The organism is Bartonella sp. AC158YNML (assembly GCF_042196725.1).
Taxonomy (GTDB): domain Bacteria; phylum Pseudomonadota; class Alphaproteobacteria; order Rhizobiales; family Rhizobiaceae; genus Bartonella.
On sequence record NZ_JBHIQU010000006.1, the window covers coordinates 62,165 to 80,597 of the forward strand.

An 18,433-nucleotide genomic window follows, 5' to 3' on the forward strand; every position below is an offset into this window, starting at 1 on the left:
GGCAAAATGGTTAATTCTTACATTCTTATTTACAATACAGTATATTCGTTGTGAGTTGGTTAAATTCGAAATGTATGTGATTTTGAAAAAAGAAGGGGGGCTCTAAAACTTCTAAGATGATTCATTGCTATCTTTTCTTTTAAATTTGCTGATTATTATCAGAATTCCATTAAAAAAATTATGAAAACCATTATTGTAGGGACTTCCTATATCGAGAAATTAAAAGAATATTATGTTAATTTATTGTTTTTAAAAATTTCTCCTAAGAAATAGAAATTTTATATTTATTTGTTTTTATAGAGATTTGTAATAAATATTATAAATGCGCTTTATTTCCAGTTTTTTCCTTAAATAGATGAAAAGTATTATTTTTCTAGATATAATATTAAATGAGTATTTTATAACAAATAAAAAATAGTATTTTAATGCTTTATTTGTAAATATGTATCATGTTATATTAAGATAGATTTATTATTTATATAAATAGTTTTTTTATTAAGTTATTTTTTATGATGTAAAATAATATTTTTTAATGTAATGATATACTTTGTATATTAGTTTTTTATTAGAATGCGTGGTGAATATTTAGGTCATGGCTTGCCTGTAAAGGCTAGAAAACAAATCATATGAGTGGTTGGAAAGAAAAATCTATTATATTTAAAAGTGTTTGTAGATCCAATGCTCGTAGAAATTTTCTTTTTTGATGGGGCGGAGTGGAAATTAAGGTTTAGTTATTTTACAGATACATTATCGGGAATAAAGGCATCAAATGCAGCCAAAAATTGTTTTTTATAATCTTCGTTAACCATAATTGTATCCAGTTCAGCGCCTGTAATAGTAATACTTTCTGTTAGACGTGTGTGTTGGCATAATTGCCGCACTTCAATGTTGTTTGCAATATTGTTTTGATTGGCAAGAATAAAGAGTGTTGGGATTCGTAAATTTCCATGAAGTACATTTCTCTTCATAGAATCAATCGTATTAAATACTGAAGCCATCCATTGAGATGTTGGGGGCTTAATGGAAGGGAGCGGCACTTTATGTATGTGTCCCAATTGTATATTTTTTTGTTTTGTCTTGTTTAATTTTTTCCCATTTTTCACTGGTATAAAGCCAAGACCTATATCAGAAAGAAATTGTGTTAATTTATGTTGAAAACTATTCGTTTTATTTCCGAATGGAGCAAAAAGGGGAGAAACACAGAGTAATCTATTAAACTGATGATTAATGAGATCTAATCCGCTAAGTGCTATCAATCCACCTATGCCATAGGCGAGCATAGAGTAAGGCGGCGGACAATTAGGATAAACAATATTTTTAAAAAATTTATATAAGTCATTAATATCATTATTTATATCAAAACAATGATGTCGGCTTTGTTTTCTTATCTTGAAGGATGTTTTTTCTTGATCAAAGCAGTCAAATATTGCTGTATGAAAACCGCGTTTAGAAATTTCATTTATTAATAAAAAATATTTTTCTAAAGTATTTGCGTAGCTTTTGAGAATAACAATTGTTCCCTTAGATTTTTCCACCTCAGGATATGTTATAGCAAAACGAATTTCATGATCTATTGCTATTTTAAGAGTATCATGATGGATATTAAGAGAAGTGGAACCCCAGTCTATGGGATAAAGAGGTGTTTCCAATTGAAATCCTTTACATTGTATTTGTCGCTTAGTGCTTTGACATTTATGTAATGAAGAAAGAGGATTTAAAAAGGGGTATATTGCTTTTTAGATAGTTTTTATCAATTTAGGTCCCAAAGAGTTGAAATAAAGAAAAACGATTACTAGATAATATAGTGTGGTTGCCATGATGGGGCCATGGGTTCACAAGCAAGTTTGCCATTTGGGAACTTTGTGAATCAATTATAAATTATAGTCGCTCTAGAGGAGGGCAATATTATGCGTCAAGTAGACTTTTCACCATTTTATCGTTCCACAGTAGGTTTTGATCATCTTTTTAATTGGTTTGATTCTAGAACCCAACCAGATGAAGTTTCTTCTTATCCCCCTTATAATATTGAACGTTTAACTGAAGATTCTTATAGAATTTCTATGGCTGTTGCTGGTTTTTCTCAAGATGAAATTGATATTGAAACACATTGTAACCAGCTGATCGTTAAAGGAGACAGAAAGCCTGAAAATGATGCTGAAGAACGAGAGTTTCTTTATCGAGGTATTGCTTCGCGTGCTTTTGAACGGCGTTTTCATTTGGCTGATCATGTTAAGGTTATTGGGGCAGAACTTGGAGATGGGCTTCTTCATATTCAGCTTAAAAGGGAAATGCCAGCTGAATTAAAACCAAAAAAGATAACCGTACAGATGTCACCATCCATTACAAAAAATGATAACAGCGACGTTATTGTGTAAAGAAAATTTAGAAAATATGAGATCGGATAATTATAAATTTTTCTGAAGAATAAAAAACGCGAGGCAAAAGGTCTCGCGTTTCGTATGTGTTTTCCTAAGAACGAAGCGCATTTTAATAAAACAGCTTACCTCAAATTTATGATAAAATATCACTGCACATTATTTTACGTTGAAGAAAAAGTTCATGTGTGTGCAATTAAAATGCGTAATAATTCGATTGTGAAGTCAGCTTATTTTTTCATTTTATAGCATTTTAAAAATGGTCGGAGCGGCGGGATTTGAACCCACGACCCCTTGACCCCCAGTCAAGTGCGCTACCAAGCTGCGCTACGCTCCGAGTTCGTGTAAAACGATTAAATGACTGTTTCTTTAAAGGCAAGAGAAAAAATAAACAGAATAAAATCTAAAATGCTCTTGCACTTAGAGCTTTTGAAAGTAAAAATTTTGGACATCAATATTTTGTTGTTAATTCAAGATAAATAACGAATTTGTAAAATTCTTTGTGATCATTAAATTTTTAGCTCTATAGTTAATAGATGTATGCATTTAATTACTTTTGAGATTGTGAGGAGGGGGTAAGATTGGTGACTTTAGGGGTATGAATTGGAGCAAATGAGTGCGGAAGGTATATTTTTTCTTACCTAATCGTTACTTTTCTAAAAAGATAAAGATTTTCAAAAGAAGAGGAGTGAATGTATGGTTTTGAAAAGTTTTCGTTTTTTTAGAGTTTTATAGACGAGGTATTTTCATTTTATGTGGATAAAAAATTGTAAGTTCTGGATTGTATAATCACAAATCTCATTTTACGGGTATGTATTTTTATCCAAATAAACAAGATCAGAATGCTTTAATTTATGTTTCGTTTTTTTCTAAAATATCAGATAAAATATTATAGAGGAAAAACTTTCAAAGTGTCTATTGGACTAAGAAAAGAGTAAAGGATGAGCCGTTTTTCGGTAATAAATTTGACGCAAGCAGCAGTGGATCGTGTTAAAGCGATTATGGATGAAAAAGATGCACAGGGTATTCTTGTTGGTATCAAAAAAGGTGGTTGTGCAGGGATGGAGTATACAATTACTCTTGTCAAAGAAAAGGGGATAGATGCGGATGTTGTTGAAGTGAATGGTGCCCGTGTTTTTGTAGCACATGATGCGGTATTATTTTTATTAGGGACGCAGATGGATTATGAAGTGACAACGCTGCGGTCTGGTTTTGTCTTTAAAAATCCTAATCAAGTTTCAGCATGCGGGTGTGGAGAATCGGTGGAACTTCGTCCTGCTACGCAGGATCAATATAAAACAAATTGAACTAAGCTAAATTATAATTTAGTAATTTTAGAGGCGCTTGTTCTTTTAGGTAGAAGAAATCTACTATTTTTTATCGTTCATTTTTAGCTTGCTTCCAAAGTGCTTCCATTTCATTCAAGGATGCGTCAGTAAGTGTTTTAGATTGAGTGGATAGCTTTTCTTCAATATAGGCGAAACGATTTCGAAATTTTATATTCGTTTTTTTTAATGCTTTTTGTGAATCAATCGCTAAGTGGCGCGCGAGATTAAGGAGTATAAAGTAGAGATCTCCAAACTCTGCTTCTATCTCTGAGTTTTGTTTATTTTTGATGGCTTCTTTGAGCTCTTCCAGTTCTTCTTCTATTTTTTCAAAAACTTTATCACTTTTTTGCCAATCAAAACCTACTTTAGCTGCTGCTTCTTGTAAAGCAAGTGCCTCTTGGTTTGCTGGCTGGATTTGTTTTACTGTTGCGAGTATGCTTGTGGAGGAATTGTTGTTTTTTTCTTCGCACATTCTTTTTTGTTCAGCCTGTTCTCTGATTTTTATATATTCCCACTCCTCTTTTATAATCCCCCGTTCTTTTTGCACAGCATTTCCAAAAACATGAGGATGGCGCCGAATCATTTTTTCCGTAATTGCATAAACAACATCTTCAAAAGTAAAACTGCCTTCTTCCTGTGCAATAGTAGCATGATAGACAACTTGTAAAAGAAGATCACCAAGTTCTTCACAGAGATTCCTTCGGTTTTTTTGTTCAATGGCATTGATGACTTCGTAAACTTCTTCAAGCATATAGGGTATGAGAGATTCAAAAGTTTGTTTTTTATGCCATATACAACCACTATCAGGATTGCGTAATGCAGTGATAATTGCGGTGAGATCTTTGATATCTTTTGAGGCTAACATTTTGCACTTCCTTTGTAAGCAATAGAGCTTATGTTAGATGTCCCAACGTCTATGTAACCACATCCATTGTCCAGGATATTCACGGACCCAAGTTTCAACAATATCATTTAATTTTTGCGTAGAAGCCGCTATATCGATATCATTTTTTTCATCACGTGGAAGTTCTACATGTTCATATAACTCTAAACGATGACGTCCTCCAGGTAGACGAATACAACGTGCTGGATAAATATCACAGTCATATTGTCGAGCAAGTTTTATAATTAAGGGGTTTGTTTTAAGAGGTCTGTTAAAAAATGTTCCCATGATACCGCGGCGAAATTTTTGATCAACGAGCATACCAACATTTTCACCTTCTTCTAATTTGGCTGCTAATGCCCATGCGGCACCGGCCTTGGAGGGAACAAGATGTCCCATAGAAGTTTGTCGTGCTTTAAGGATTCGTTTGGCAACATAGGGATTATTGGGTGGTCTAAATAATACCGTAACATTAAGATCAAAACTTTGTGCACAAATAGGCAGAAGTTCAAAATTGCCAGTATGTGCGGTGAAAAAAATATGTGGTTTTTTTTCATTTTTTAATCGCTCAAATATTTCAATGCCTTTAACCTCAATGAAACCTGGCTTGTCTGCATGAGGATCAAAATCAAAAATTTTATCAAGAAAAATATATTCAGCGAGGAAACGTCCTATATTTTCCCACATTTCTATTGCAATCGCACGGAGTTCTTGCTCTGTTTTTTCTGGATATGCACTCCTAAGGTTTGCAAGTGTGATTTGATGACGATGGATAAGGGGACCAATTTTTTTTGCTAACCAAGCAAAAAAAGAAATTCCCATTTTGGCTGGAAAACACTTTAGAATAAATAAAGAACCAAAGAGTAGATATGCCCATAACAAATAGGATATTTTTTTAGCTATAATTTTAATACGATATATGAGATTTTTAAGAGAAAGTTTCATCATGATTTAATCGATTTTAAGGATAATTTTACCAAAAACATCACGACTTTCCATTCGTTTTAAAGCTGTATCAATTTCATCCAGTCCAACAATTGTATCAATGACAGGATGTACGGCTTTTTGTGCCATTTTTTGCATGGCATTTTTCATATTTTCCATACGGCAGCCAAATGAACCGAATATCTTAAGCTGTTGCTGGAATAATTGCATGAGATTTATTGGTGCTGAAACACCAGAGGTAGAACCGCAAGTCACTAAGCGTGCTCCTTTTTTCATACATAACAGAGAACCGTTCCATGTATCGACACCAACATGTTCAAAAACAACGTCAACACCTTTTTTTTGGGTTAATTTCCGCACCACACCTTCAAAACGATCTTTACGATAATTAATCACATGATCTGCTCCAAGAGCGTGTGCTTTTGCAATTTTTTCATCTGAACCTACGGTGGTGATAACTGTACAGCCCATGTGTTTTGCAAGTTGAATAGCTGCAGAGCCAATACCGGAACCACCTGCTTGTATCAGGATTGTTTCTCCTTCTTGTAGTTTTGCGTTATCGAAAAGCATATGTTCTACAGTACCAAAAGTAATTGGAGCAACAGCTGCTTGCAATTCATTACATTGGGGTGGTGCTGGAACCAATAAACGTGCTGGCAGATTAACAAACTCACACGCAAATCCATCAAGATGAAAACCGTAGACTCCCTTTACATTACTGCAAAGATTATCCCGTCCTTCATGACAAGCTTTGCATACTCCGCAGGTTTGTGCACCATAAATTGAGACAATCTGTCCAAGTTGGAGATGTTCAACGCCATCTCCTATTTGTACAACCTCACCAGAGGCTTCTGCACCAATGATGAGAGGCATTTTTCTTTTCGCAAAGGCCATGCCACGCCATCCCCATACATCAATATGATTAAGGGCAACGGCTTTTATCCGCACAGTTACTTCACCTAGACTAGGTGAAGATGGCGAGGGAATATTGGTGATTTCAAGTCGACGTTCATTAAAGAGTTGCAGTGCACGCATTATCAGCCCCCTTAAAAGACGTTATTAGGTTAGCGTTACAAAATTTTTATTATATAAAGGATTATCCTTTATAGGCTGTGATAACAAGACTCATATTTTGACCACCAAATCCAAAAGAGTTTGACAAAACCGCATTAACACAGGCTTTACGGCTATGATGAGGAACAACATCTAAAGGGATGGAAGGGTCAGGATTATCGTAATTTATTGTCGGTGGAAGTACCCCTGATTGAATGGTTAAAAGAGAAAAAACGGCTTCTATTGCACCAGCAGCAGTTAATGTATGCCCAATCATTGATTTATTAGAAGAGACTGGAATATGCTCTAACAGATCACTAAAGACAGTTGATAATGCAAGATATTCCATTTTTTCATTTTCAGGTGTTGAAGTTCCGTGGGCATTAATATAGTCAATTTCATTGATGGTTATTTGTGCATCGTCTAAGGCTTTACGAACGGATTCAATTGCTGGTGATGCATCGGGTTTTGAACGTGTACGGTGAAAGTCATCGGCGGTTTCTCCACAGCCAGCTAAAATTCCTAAAACTGTAGCATTACGGTTTAATGCGCTTTGAAGAGATTCAAGAACAAGAGCGCCTGATCCTTCTGCCATAACAAAACCATCTCTATCACGGCTAAAGGGCTTTGCTGCTTTTTCTGGAGGCTCATTTTGAGTTGAAAGAGCAGATAGTAACGAAAAACGAATAAGAGATTCTGCTGAAACTGATCCATCTGTCGCAATTATGAGCGCTCTATTTGTCTCTCTCCGTCTAATAGACTCAACACCTAATTGAATTGCTGTTGCACCAGATGCACAGGCAGTGGAAAGTGTAACGGGAAGTCCTTTTGTGCCAAATGTTTTTTGAAGTTTTTCTGCAATTGCACCAAATTGTGTGGTTTCAAAAAGTGCCTCATGGAGTTTATGCTTACAGACTTTAAGAAGATCCGCATAAGAAGGCTCATTATTGAATTTTTCCTCTTGATCAAGACTAAAACGTGCTTTCCATTCAAGTTCAACAGGAGGAGCAGCTAGAAAAAGTGGTCCATTAAAATTTGTTTTATCAACAGCTGCTTGTTCTAACGCTTCTTCAGCAGCAAGATGTGCAAGCTTTTCAGAAAGAGCTGAAGCACCAAACGTACTTTCTTTGAGGAAATCAATCGTTCCAGCAATATATGTGTTTAATCCCTCAATGGGAAAACGTGTTATTTTGTGGATTCCGCTTACACCGCTTGTTAATTTTTGCCAATTTTCATGTTTTCCTCGTCCTAGTGATGTGACAACGCCTACACCAGTTATTGCTACAAGTGGACGTCCAAAATGATCATGATATTTCACGATAGAAATTCCCCTTCAAACAGCTGTAAGACGCACGATACCTTCAGCTCTTTTTATACCAATAGTTGTAATAAATATTTCACGCACTTCTTTAGGAAAAGGTTTTTCATGAGGACTTAATGCTGGAAAACAGTGTTTTTTTTCAATTGCAAGTGCTGCCAGAGCAAGCGCTAGAGGAAATTGTGCTTCCCGCATATAACCAAATAATGTTGTAATACCGCGATAAGATAGATCAGCATCGTCAAGAGCATATTGTTCTGCTTTTGTTGCTTCGTGAGCACCTGAGGCTGCTGAAATGACTAAGGCAGATTTAGCGCCCACAGTTTTCAACATTGTTGCAATTGACTCTCTCAGTGAAGTTTTGGTTCTATCTGTTTGGTCTGTAACAATTTGACTAATTTCAGCATAAGCACGCGCGTTACGTTTTTTCGCATGCTCTCCACTTTCAAGAACTAGAAAGATACCACCAGAACCGGTTATAATACCGCCGCCGGGGTGAATTTCACGATTCCACACTGGGCTCCATCCATTATGGGTTAAAAGACCACCAAGTTCATGCGCCAACAACATATCATAACTTTGTGCATTATAAGAACTTCCTACAAGAGCATGGGTGCTTTGTCCTGATTTAATACGGGCTACAGCAATTTGAAGTGCAGAAAGCCCACTGCCTTCTTCTCCCATAAATGTACGAGAAGATCCAGTGACTTTATGAACGATTGAAATGTTTCCTGCCAGAAGGTTTGAAAGTTGTGCTAAAAATAATGTTGGACGAAGTTCGGTTGAAAGAGCAACATTTAACATAGAAGCATGATCGGCGATTGTGCGCGCTTTAGAAAGAATTTGTGTATCAACAGTAATATCACGCTCTCCTCCACTTGCCGCTACGATCATATCCATTGTTGAAGTGAGTTGTTCATTATTTTTCATGCCGGCATCATCAAGAGCAAGACCAGCCGCATAGGTACCAAGACGCTGCCATGTTCCCATTTGTCGTTGATCGCTTTTTTTAGGAATCTGTGAACTCCAATCAATTTCGGGCGCTTTATGAACCGTGTAGGGCGAAAAAGTTGTACAATCTAGATTTGGTGTACGGGCTTGAGCATTTAAGAGATTCCAATGTTGATCAGTTCCTTCTCCCAGAGAGCTTATGAGGCCGATACCAGTGATGAATACAGATTGATCATGCATGGTGAAAAAAATTACTCCGCCTGTTTTAAGGCAACGAGATCATCAATTTTTGCACAAAGATTTTTAAGAACAAAGTACTCTTCCGTTGCAACTGTGCCTTCATTGACTTCTTGCGTCCATTGTTCTAGTGGAACCTTTATTCCGAAAGCTTTATCAATAGCGAAAACAATATCAAGAAAATCAAGACTATCGATTCCCAAATCGTCAATTGTATGACTTTCAGGCGTAATTGTATTGCGATCAATTTCACTGATTTCTGCAATAATATCAGCAACTTTATCAAACGTGGAAGGCAATGTACGGATTCCTTATTATAGAGTTAGTAAATTCAAAATATATTTAATACTATTCTTCTAGCCTTTTTTCTCTTTAAAAAAAAGAATTAATCCAGAATATAGCTGTCTTTTCTATAGAGAAAAGAGGTTTACAGTATATGAAGTACTATACCTCAATATTTAAAAAACTTTGAAATTTTATTGCACATTTATTTTACGAGACTATTTTTTCTATTTGCCGCAAGGACGGCAAGGGCTGTTATATTAACAACTCCCCGTGAAGTTACCGAAGGTGTTAAGATATGCGCGGGACGTGCTGCCCCGATCAAGATAGGACCAACATGAAGTGCATTTGTAAGGCTTCTAACAGTGTTGAGCGTGATATTGGCTGAATCAAGTGTTGGAAAAATAAGCAGATTGGCTTCACTTTTAAGACGAGAATCAGGAAAAACACGATCACGAAAAACTTTAGAAAGGGCAGCATCACCGTGCATTTCACCATCTGCTTCTAAATCAGGGTGTAATTGGGCAAGAATTTCTGTTGCACGTCGCATTTTACGCGCACTTTCTGTGTTTTTAGAACCAAAGTTTGAGTGTGATAATAAGGCTGCTTTTGGTGTTATTCCAAATGCTTCAACTTCTTTAGCGGCCAATACAGTCATTTCAGCGATTTCTTCTGCAGAAGGATTTTCATTGACGTAAGTATCTGTGAGAAAAAGAGTACGCTGTTGAGAGATAAGTAAACTCATAGCAGAAAAACGGTGAACATTAGGATCAAGTCCGATAATTTGTTCAATCAATTCAAGTTGACGTTCAAAACGTCCCTCTAAGCCACAAATCATTGCATCTGCTTCTTCTCGCATAACGGCGAGGGCAGCAATAGCCGTTGTTGATGTTCTTACTATTGTTTTTGCCATTTCAGGCGTAACGCCACGTCTTCCTGTATAATGAAAAAATAAATTAACATAATCACGAAAACGTGGGTCATCTTCAGGGTTTGTTAATTCAAAATCTATACCAGGACGAATTCTTAAACCAAAGCGTTTTAATCTAGCTTCTACGACATGTGGACGGCCGATAAGGAGCGGTGTTGCTGTTTGTTCTTCAATGACAACTTGTGCTGCTCGAAGGACGCGTTCATCTTCACCATTCGCATAAATGACGCGTTTACGTTTTGCTGTTTTTGCTGCTGCAAAAACAGGTTTCATCGTTAAACCAGAAAGAAAGACAAATCGATTGAGGATATCATAGTAGGCTTCCATATCTTCAATGGGACGAATAGCGACACCTGTTGCCATTGCTGCTTTAGCAACAGCGGGAGCAATACGCAGTATTAAACGTGGATCAAAAGGAGAGGGAATCAAATAGTCTGGACCAAAACTGGGAGGTTCTTTTGAGTATGCACGTGCTACAACATCTGAAGTTTCTTCACGTGCAAGAGCAGCAATCGCATGAACAGCGGCCATTTTCATTTCTTCATTAATTGCCGTAGCACCTACGTCTAATGCACCACGGAAGATATAGGGAAAACAAAGTACATTATTAACTTGATTGGGATAATCAGAGCGTCCTGTGCAGATCATTGCATCTGGTCGTATAGACTGTGCTTCTTCAGGCATAATTTCTGGTACTGGATTAGCCAGCGCTAAAATTAATGGGTTTGGAGCCATTCTTTTAAGATGTTCAGGCTTTAAAACACCACCCGCAGATAAACCTAGAAAAATATCTGCATTATCAATAATATCAGATAGAGTTCGTGCGTCAGTTTTTTGTGCGTAATTAACTTTCCAACGATCCATAAGGGTCTTGCGACTTTCATAAACAACGCCTTCCAAGTCACTAAGCCAAATATTTTCAACTTTTGCCCCAAGACGAACCAAAAGATTAAGGCAAGCGAGGGCAGCAGCACCTGCACCTGAGGTAACTATTTTTGCATTTTCAATTTTTTTTCCTGAAAGATTTAAGGCATTTAATACAGCAGCAGAAACAATAATGGCAGTTCCATGTTGGTCATCATGAAAAACTGGAATATTCATCTTAGCACGCAGCTTTTCTTCGATTTCAAAACATTCAGGGGCCTTAATGTCTTCAAGGTTAATACCACCAAATGTAGGTTCTAAGGTCGATACCGTTTGTACCATTTGTTCTACATTGGATGCATCAATTTCAATATCAAAAACATCAATATTCGCAAATTTTTTGAATAAAACAGCTTTGCCTTCCATAACTGGTTTTGAAGCAAGTGGGCCAATATTTCCTAAACCAAGAACAGCAGTTCCATTTGATATAACGGCAACTAAATTAGAACGGGAGGTATATAGAGCAGCAAGATTAGGATCTTCATGAATTGCAAGACATGGTGCTGCAACACCTGGAGAATAAGCAAGAGCTAAATCACGTTGATTATCAAGAGGTTTTGTTGCTTGTATTTCCAATTTTCCAGGTTTAGGGTATTGGTGATAAAAAAGCGCGGCACTGTCAAGTTCAGCTTTTGGTGACCTTAAATCACTATTTCGTTCTCTAGACATTTTTATGATATCCAAGTTAGTGTGTATTTATATGAGTGTTCTATCTACGATAAGGTTTTGTCCACTAATAGATCCTCATTTCTCTGAATATCAAAATGCGTGAGCATGAGCAAATTCTTCTGGATCATAAAACCAATTTGGTAATTCTTTTGGTTTGTGCGCATGAATAATTTCATGGTTAGTCGCACGTTTGTTTTTCTTTCCTTAATAAAATGCATAAAAATTGATTAGTTTACAAAAGAATAAAATATTTTCTAACGACTATATTACCAAGTCATTATTTTTTTTGCAATGCTTAGAAAATAAGGAAAGAACAGAAGAAATTTTCTTATTCATTTCATTCGTTTTTTATAAAATATATATTTTATTTAAAGTTTTATACGGAGGTAGAAAAAAATTAAACAACAATTTGACAGTTATAAATTGTTTATTCAGCTATTTTAAAGGAGTTTGGAACATTGAGAATGACAAATATGTTGTTTTAAGCAATGAATATGTCACTAAAACAGCTGTAATTGCGCACTCTATACATAAAGTCCATTCCATTAACGCTTTGCTTTATAATTTATAATGAATCATCTCGTATATTGAATGGGAAAGTTGAGTACAATAAGATACATTCATTTCAAATTCACCTAATGTAATAAAAATATTTACTTAGATATTTCAAGTGCGCTTAATATGTGGATAAAAACATGTAAGAAAGGAATAGAAATCTCTCTTATGAGCCATTTTAATAATAACGCATGAAAAAATATTAAAGGCTAGCAAATAAAATAATTTTATTAAATCTTTGTGTTTTTATGAAAATATGAAAAATAAAGGAGTTAAGAAAAAGATAAGGAAATAGAAAACATGCTTTATCATTCTTAGAATGATATGTTGTTTGATAAGCCATTACGCTTCTTTAGGATTATTGCTTAGGATATCAAAGAAAACCGCATGCCAATTATCCCAACCTTTGAAGTACAAAGCTACAGTTGAAAGAAAAGCATTCTATGATGAGCCATTAAAACGACTAGAGAGAGAAAGTGGAAAAAATATCTTTTTCCACTTTCTTATTTGTTATTGGATTCGACCACTTGCATGAGCAAGCATAGTATAAACTTTTCCGGTATCTGATATCAAGTACTTGCGAACTGAGTTGGAAGAGCCAGAACTGCGCGATATATCACGTAAGAGCTTTTCGAAATCTGTAACATATTGATTCACTGAACGTTTAAACCCAAAATCGCTCATATATTTTTTCTTAATCATTTCAAATATTTTTTGTCCACTTAAGGTATAAAGGCGTTCTGTTACGATGTTTTTTTGTCCACGTTGATAATGATCCCATAGCTCAACAATGGCATTGTGATTAATCGCTTGCACTATACCAGCAGCTAATGAATTAAGAGAGCAGTTTGCAGGAGATGGTTTTGTTTGCACTGATGTTAAAACAGCCTCACTAGGGGGAGCATCATAAAATGTTTCTTCACGTGAAGCTCTTTCTAAGAGATTTGATACCCATTTATTTGGTCTTTTTTTGCTTTGATCTTGTTGCAAAATAGGCTTAGGTGGCACAATCTTTTTAACAGACTCAGTGGAACTGTCACTTTTTTGATTAAACATTGATGATGTAGGAAATGCTGATATTAGCTGTTTTTGTGCGCTCTTTTGATCATTTTGTATAACACTGACTAAATCTTGTAACGCTGTAATCTGTTCATTCAAAGCTGTGCGAATTGTTTGCGTTGTTTCTTTTGTTTTTTCTGGAAGTTTTTTTACATTTTCATTGATATCATTATTAATCTTTGAAAGCTCTAAACGAACTTCATCAGCGGAGCGACGTATATCTTCTGCTGCTTCTGAAAAACGCGTTGATGCTTCACTAACAAGCTTATTAAGTGATTGTTGGAATGAATTTGTGGAGTTACGCGCATTCTTATCAGAGCGTTCAAGTGCTAAGTTGAAGATTTTTTCATAATGCCCAATCATTTGATTAATTTCATGAGACTTTGAAACAAGAGCATCGCTTAATACAGAAAGCGTATTATGTTTTTCTTCAAGTGTTGCACTAAGTGAATTTTCAGACTGTTCAAGAACATGAATAGTTTGGGAAAGTGTCTTTGCATGCTCACCAAAACTGCTCGTTATATGATTAATTTGTTCAAAGGTATTCTTTGAAAGTCCTTGCAGAATTTCAACATTAGTATTGAGCGCTTGATTTGAGGCTGACAAACGCTCTGCTACTTGGTCCGTGTTGCGGAAAAAATTATTCGTACTCTCATTAAACTGCCCATCAATATTTTGAACAGCCGATAATAAAACATTACTATTTTCGTGAAAATTGTAAATTGATTGATTCAACTGTGTTAAGATGGATGAGACATTATTAACAAGCTCTTCCTTCATAATCGTTATTGTTTGAAGTGTTTCAGAGTTAGCTTTGGTTAAGCTATTCACTAGAGATTCATTATGTGCATAAATTCTTTGTTCAGCATCTTGTGTGGAGAGAGAGAGTTGTTCACCGATATGCTGTGTTAAAGAATCAATTGATTCTGTCGTACTTTGCGCTGCTTGATTTAAGTGATTTGTTAGCTCTGTTATTTTTCCAACATGTTCTGAAATTTGTGTGGCTGTTTGATTTCTTGCATCTTCCAGACGGCTCGTTACATCAGAGAGCTGATGTCCTAAATTATTTTTAAGATTTTGCATAGAGTGATGAAGAACATCACAGCGTTCATTAAGGACTTGTTCTATTGCTGTTGTTGATGTGTGAATAGTTTCATTCAATAATGCTTGTGCATTATGACTGGCTGTTGTGAAAGCTTCGACAGTATGTGCTGTTTGTTCAGACAAAACGGACAGAACTTTTTCACTGGTATCATAAACTGTTTTTTTAACGTTTGATACAATGCGATTTCCTGATTCTGAAAGAATATTTTCTGCTTGTGCAGTAACATTTGTAACAGAAGAAAGAATTTGTTCACTTGTAGAAGAAAGAATGTCAGAGGCCTTTATAATCTGATTGTGCAGGTTATCTGTCACTGTATTAACAGAATCTTCTAAGGTGACACGCATATTGTCAACACTGCTTTCCAGCGCTTGTTGAATTATCTGACTTTGTTCATTATTAAGCATGAGAGATGTTTTTAAAGTGTCAGAACGTTCCTCAATAACAGATGTTTGTGCATCAATAGCTTCACATACTTGGCTAATTTTTTCAGATAATGTTTCTTCTAGCGTTGTTGTACGTTCAAAAATTTTGTGTGCACGAACTTCTAGATTTGTATCAAATGATTCCATACGCGTCTCAAGAGTTTCAAAGAAAACACCACTCGATTGAGAGAGAGTATTCTTTAAAGTTTCTGCCTGACTTTCAAGATTTTTGATATGATCTTGAACCGTTTCAGTAATATTTTTATTGTTCGCAACAATTGCGCTCTCAACTAAATCTATCTGTTGTTTCAATGCAACATCAACACGTATATCACTTTTTGCAATGAGATTATGGATTGTTTCCATGCGTTGCTCGAGTGTGCGTGCTTGATCGGCAAGAACTTCATTGAGAGAAAAACTATTAATCGCTAAAGAGTCACGTAGAGCATCAGCACGGATATCAATATTTCTCGCTTGTGCTTCTAAAGCATCTTGGGTTGTATTACAACTTTGTACAATGACATCTTGTAACTTTTCAGTGCATTGAATGATGTTCGTAATATGATTTTCAGCTTGTTTATCAACGACTTGAACATTATCAGCCAAAACTTTTTCAATATGAGAAGTATTTTGGGATAAAACATCAATTTGATTTCTTAATGTATCCGCAATTTTATTCTTCTCGTTATCGAGCATATCTGCCATAAGAGCTCGTTGATCAGAAAGTTGTACTTTAAAATCTTGTGAACGTTCTTGTATGATATCAACAATGGCATTGTCGACATATTGAATTTCTTCTCTCAGACTTTCTTTACTTTTATCAATTGCAGAAAGAATAGCTTCACGTCCATTTGTAAATACATGGGTAATGTCTGCTGTTTTTTCTTGGAGGTTCTCATTTATTTTCAAGACATGAGCTTCCAAGAAGTTACCAAGTTTTTCAGCATTATCCTCTAAAGCCTGACTTTGTTCTATAAAGGAATCAATAATGGAATCACTATGTTTTTTAAGAGAATGATCAACAGTTGCTAAACGTTGTTCAAAGGCTCCAATCGCTTGCGAGGTTACGTTATCAAATTTAGAAGAGAGTTTATGTGCTTGGTCGTCGAGCTTTAAGATCTTCTCATCAAAATTCTGTATAGATTGATTATTACGATCAATAAGAGCTTTATCTAAGGCTTTAAACTTTTCATCGACAGCGTGCAAAGTTTGATCTGTTACTGTTTGTATATGTGTTGCAATTTTAGCAACATGCGCTTCCGCTTTTTCAGCTGTTTCATTAAAAGTTTTTTCTATTTGTTTTTCATTATGATCAAATTGTTTTGCAAAGCCATCAAAGTTTTTTCCTAATTCATGAAAAAATTCCGTGTTTTTTTGCTGAATTTGTGTTGTTGTTTTATTAAATTTTTCAACAAGTTGATTTGTTACGCCATCACCGGCACAGGAAAGTTTTTCAACAAGGTCTTCACCTTGTTTTTGTAAAGTTTGAGAAAGGGTTTGTGCAAGCTTTTCAACATTGGTGACAATGTTAGAGGTAACCAACCCAAATTCATCACTCAGTTGTTCTTGGGTTCCTTTAATTGTTGATTGTACGCGATCTGCATGATTCAAAATGGCTATGCGTTCATTACTCAATTCTTTGATTAATGTGTGAATGCGTGATTCATTCTCAGCATAGGCTTGTTCTAGATTGTGAACTTCACCTTGTATGATTGCTTCAAGTTCAACAGCACGTCCGAGGGTACGCTCAATACCTTCGTTCATTGCCGCTACTTCTTCACGAATGGTTTGCCCTATAGCAATAGCTTGTTTTTCGGATAGATGTTGTGGTTCACTAAGGCGCTGTGCAGCATTGGTCATAAGAAGAGCAATATTATGCAAGTCGTTTGAGCGTTTTGTTAATTGAGCAACGCCCCAAGATATAAGGATAGGAATTGCTGTTCCGGCTGCTACAGCGAGGCCTGTTGGGGATGTAACAAAAGTGCTGATATTGGATAAGGAGCTGAGTCCGGTAGGTGCGAGTTTATGCGCAATAAAAGCTCCTCCCGTTGCCCATAAAGCACTAAGCGCTGTTGTATACCAGTAGACTCGAGAGGAAGAACGCTGCTTTAATGGTCCAAAATTTACAGGGGTTGTTATATCATCATTTGCAGGAAGAAGTTTTGTAGACAACAATGTATTATGAACAGTTCCACCTGAAATATCAGGTGAAGGTTTTGGAGCAAAAAGCTGTTCAACAACGGATTTATCAATAACAGCTTCATCATGAATATTAGAAACAAAAGTTGATGTACCGTTTTCAGCAAAAAATTCTTCTTCTGCCATTGCAATTTTTTGAATCAGATCATCGACATTAACAACATTTTCAGAATTATTGGATGATATCGTTTCAAATCCTGTGTTATCGAAATCAAAGTTCATAGCTTTTGTGAGGGCTTCTTCAACTTCAACTTCAAATGTTTGCAATTTTGTTCTGCGTGCCATACTCGCCTCGTACTCTTACAGCCGGAAAAGGGATACGTCCTCTTCCACATAATTTCTATATACTAGCTGTTAATTATTTAGAAAGGAATATGCTTAGGGGAAAATTTTAAAAACTTATCAAGATAAAGTTAACGCAGTTTCTTGTATCCTGTTTTAAAATATTATAAAATATAGTAAAAACAATTTATTATTTAAATCTAACTAAAACAAAAACACTGTTTACAACTTGTGTTTATAAAAAGCTTTATAAGCCGGCAATCTTTGAAATAAGGATAATTTAATAGCGGTTATATATACAGTAAGGTGCGAATGCCTCTCTTTAATATCGATAATCGTTAATAAATGTTGTTGTCCGCTTGCTTTTATTGATTCTAAACGAAGCAGATTCATCATCACATATAGTCTGTAATAGCTTAGGATGTATATTAGGATGTATAAAGTATGCCTTTGAATTGTAAGCTCATAAAAAAGTAAACGTGGAAAAATTTCTAATTTAATATAGATTTTCGTAAGTTGTACTTTATTATTGCCTTAAAGAGCTGTTTTTTCTCTGATTTCAGTTGTTTGTTTCTGAATTTTGAAGCTTCTACGTTGACAATTGGATATTTTTCAGTCGATATGCATGCACGAATATTTTATGCAATCTAGATAAAGGTGTAAGAATAATGGCAGAGCGATCACAACACCTGCAAGATGTGTTTTTAAATACGGTGCGTAAGCAAAAAATTTCCCTTACAATTTTTCTTGTCAATGGCGTTAAACTCACGGGTATTGTAACTTCATTTGATAATTTTTGTGTTCTTTTGCGCCGAGATGGACACGCGCAATTGGTTTATAAGCATGCTATTTCTACGATTATGCCTGGACAGCCTGTACAGATGTTTGAGGGTGAAAGTCCTGAGTAAGCACGTC

The 18,433-nt window shown here is 35.6% G+C and carries 12 protein-coding genes and 1 tRNA gene; 3 read left to right on the top strand and 10 right to left on the bottom strand.

The features are described from left to right. Nucleotides 1-731 precede the first annotated feature (731 nt). Nucleotides 732-1,649: a serine aminopeptidase domain-containing protein gene (locus ACFIM1_RS04835; protein ID WP_375609380.1), complete on the bottom strand. Its 918-nt coding sequence runs from the start codon at nucleotides 1,647-1,649 to the stop codon at nucleotides 732-734. A 258-nt stretch (nucleotides 1,650-1,907) separates the two neighbouring features. On the opposite strand from ACFIM1_RS04835, the gene ACFIM1_RS04840 reads away from it, so the two are divergent. Further along, entirely contained in the window at nucleotides 1,908-2,375 is a 468-nt protein-coding gene (locus ACFIM1_RS04840) for an Hsp20 family protein (protein ID WP_375607095.1), read from the top strand. A 260-nt stretch (nucleotides 2,376-2,635) separates the two neighbouring features. Here the strand turns inward: ACFIM1_RS04840 and ACFIM1_RS04845 are convergent. Further along, nucleotides 2,636-2,712, bottom strand: a tRNA-Pro gene (locus ACFIM1_RS04845). Nucleotides 2,713-3,316: 604 nt separating this feature from the next. Here ACFIM1_RS04845 and ACFIM1_RS04850 point away from each other — a divergent pair. Then, on the top strand, nucleotides 3,317-3,682 hold the full coding sequence (locus tag ACFIM1_RS04850; RefSeq protein WP_375607096.1) for an iron-sulfur cluster assembly accessory protein: 366 nt from the start codon (nucleotides 3,317-3,319) through the stop codon (nucleotides 3,680-3,682). Between the two features lie 70 nt (nucleotides 3,683-3,752). Here ACFIM1_RS04850 and mazG read toward each other — a convergent pair whose 3' ends face one another. The 8 genes from mazG to ACFIM1_RS04890 all read right to left on the bottom strand — a co-directional run bounded on the left by mazG (nucleotide 3,753) and on the right by ACFIM1_RS04890 (nucleotide 17,521). Then, complete coding sequence (gene mazG / locus ACFIM1_RS04855) at nucleotides 3,753-4,568, bottom strand: nucleoside triphosphate pyrophosphohydrolase (RefSeq protein WP_375607097.1); 816 nt, start codon at nucleotides 4,566-4,568, stop codon at nucleotides 3,753-3,755. A gap of 33 nt (nucleotides 4,569-4,601) precedes the next feature. Then, nucleotides 4,602-5,531 carry a lipid A biosynthesis lauroyl acyltransferase gene (locus ACFIM1_RS04860; protein ID WP_375607171.1) on the bottom strand — a complete coding sequence of 310 codons (930 nt, stop codon included), beginning with the start codon at nucleotides 5,529-5,531 and terminating at the stop codon, nucleotides 4,602-4,604. Nucleotides 5,532-5,537: 6 nt separating this feature from the next. Further along, entirely contained in the window at nucleotides 5,538-6,566 is a 1,029-nt protein-coding gene (locus ACFIM1_RS04865) for a zinc-binding dehydrogenase (RefSeq protein WP_375607098.1), read from the bottom strand. Nucleotides 6,567-6,627: 61 nt separating this feature from the next. Then, nucleotides 6,628-7,902, bottom strand: a complete 1,275-nt coding sequence (locus ACFIM1_RS04870; RefSeq protein ID WP_375607099.1) for a beta-ketoacyl-ACP synthase — start codon at nucleotides 7,900-7,902, stop codon at nucleotides 6,628-6,630. Between the two features lie 15 nt (nucleotides 7,903-7,917). Then, nucleotides 7,918-9,093: a beta-ketoacyl-ACP synthase gene (locus ACFIM1_RS04875; protein ID WP_375609381.1), complete on the bottom strand. Its 1,176-nt coding sequence runs from the start codon at nucleotides 9,091-9,093 to the stop codon at nucleotides 7,918-7,920. An 11-nt stretch (nucleotides 9,094-9,104) separates the two neighbouring features. Beyond that, on the bottom strand, nucleotides 9,105-9,389 hold the full coding sequence (locus ACFIM1_RS04880; RefSeq protein ID WP_005773457.1) for an acyl carrier protein: 285 nt from the start codon (nucleotides 9,387-9,389) through the stop codon (nucleotides 9,105-9,107). 188 nt (nucleotides 9,390-9,577) lie between these two features. After that, complete coding sequence (locus ACFIM1_RS04885; protein WP_375607101.1) at nucleotides 9,578-11,896, bottom strand: NADP-dependent malic enzyme; 2,319 nt, start codon at nucleotides 11,894-11,896, stop codon at nucleotides 9,578-9,580. Nucleotides 11,897-12,961: 1,065 nt separating this feature from the next. After that, complete coding sequence (locus ACFIM1_RS04890; protein ID WP_375607102.1) at nucleotides 12,962-17,521, bottom strand: hypothetical protein; 4,560 nt, start codon at nucleotides 17,519-17,521, stop codon at nucleotides 12,962-12,964. A 665-nt stretch (nucleotides 17,522-18,186) separates the two neighbouring features. Here ACFIM1_RS04890 and hfq point away from each other — a divergent pair. Then, a complete protein-coding gene (gene hfq, locus ACFIM1_RS04895) occupies nucleotides 18,187-18,426 on the top strand; it encodes an RNA chaperone Hfq (protein WP_005773461.1) in 240 nt (79 codons plus the stop codon). Nucleotides 18,427-18,433 lie beyond the last annotated feature (7 nt).

Bases quoted from the DNA above. Each gene is read 5' to 3' on its own strand.
- ACFIM1_RS04840 (WP_375607095.1), top strand. From the start codon at position 1,908: ATGCGTCAAGTAGACTTTTCACCATTTTATCGTTCCACAGTAGGTTTT.
- ACFIM1_RS04850 (WP_375607096.1), top strand. From the start codon at position 3,317: ATGAGCCGTTTTTCGGTAATAAATTTGACGCAAGCAGCAGTGGATCGT.
- mazG (WP_375607097.1), bottom strand. From the start codon at position 4,568: ATGTTAGCCTCAAAAGATATCAAAGATCTCACCGCAATTATCACTGCA.
- ACFIM1_RS04860 (WP_375607171.1), bottom strand. From the start codon at position 5,531: ATGAAACTTTCTCTTAAAAATCTCATATATCGTATTAAAATTATAGCT.
- ACFIM1_RS04865 (WP_375607098.1), bottom strand. From the start codon at position 6,566: ATGCGTGCACTGCAACTCTTTAATGAACGTCGACTTGAAATCACCAAT.
- ACFIM1_RS04875 (WP_375609381.1), bottom strand. From the start codon at position 9,093: ATGCATGATCAATCTGTATTCATCACTGGTATCGGCCTCATAAGCTCT.
- ACFIM1_RS04885 (WP_375607101.1), bottom strand. From the start codon at position 11,896: ATGTCTAGAGAACGAAATAGTGATTTAAGGTCACCAAAAGCTGAACTT.
- ACFIM1_RS04890 (WP_375607102.1), bottom strand. From the start codon at position 17,521: ATGGCACGCAGAACAAAATTGCAAACATTTGAAGTTGAAGTTGAAGAA.
- hfq (WP_005773461.1), top strand. From the start codon at position 18,187: ATGGCAGAGCGATCACAACACCTGCAAGATGTGTTTTTAAATACGGTG.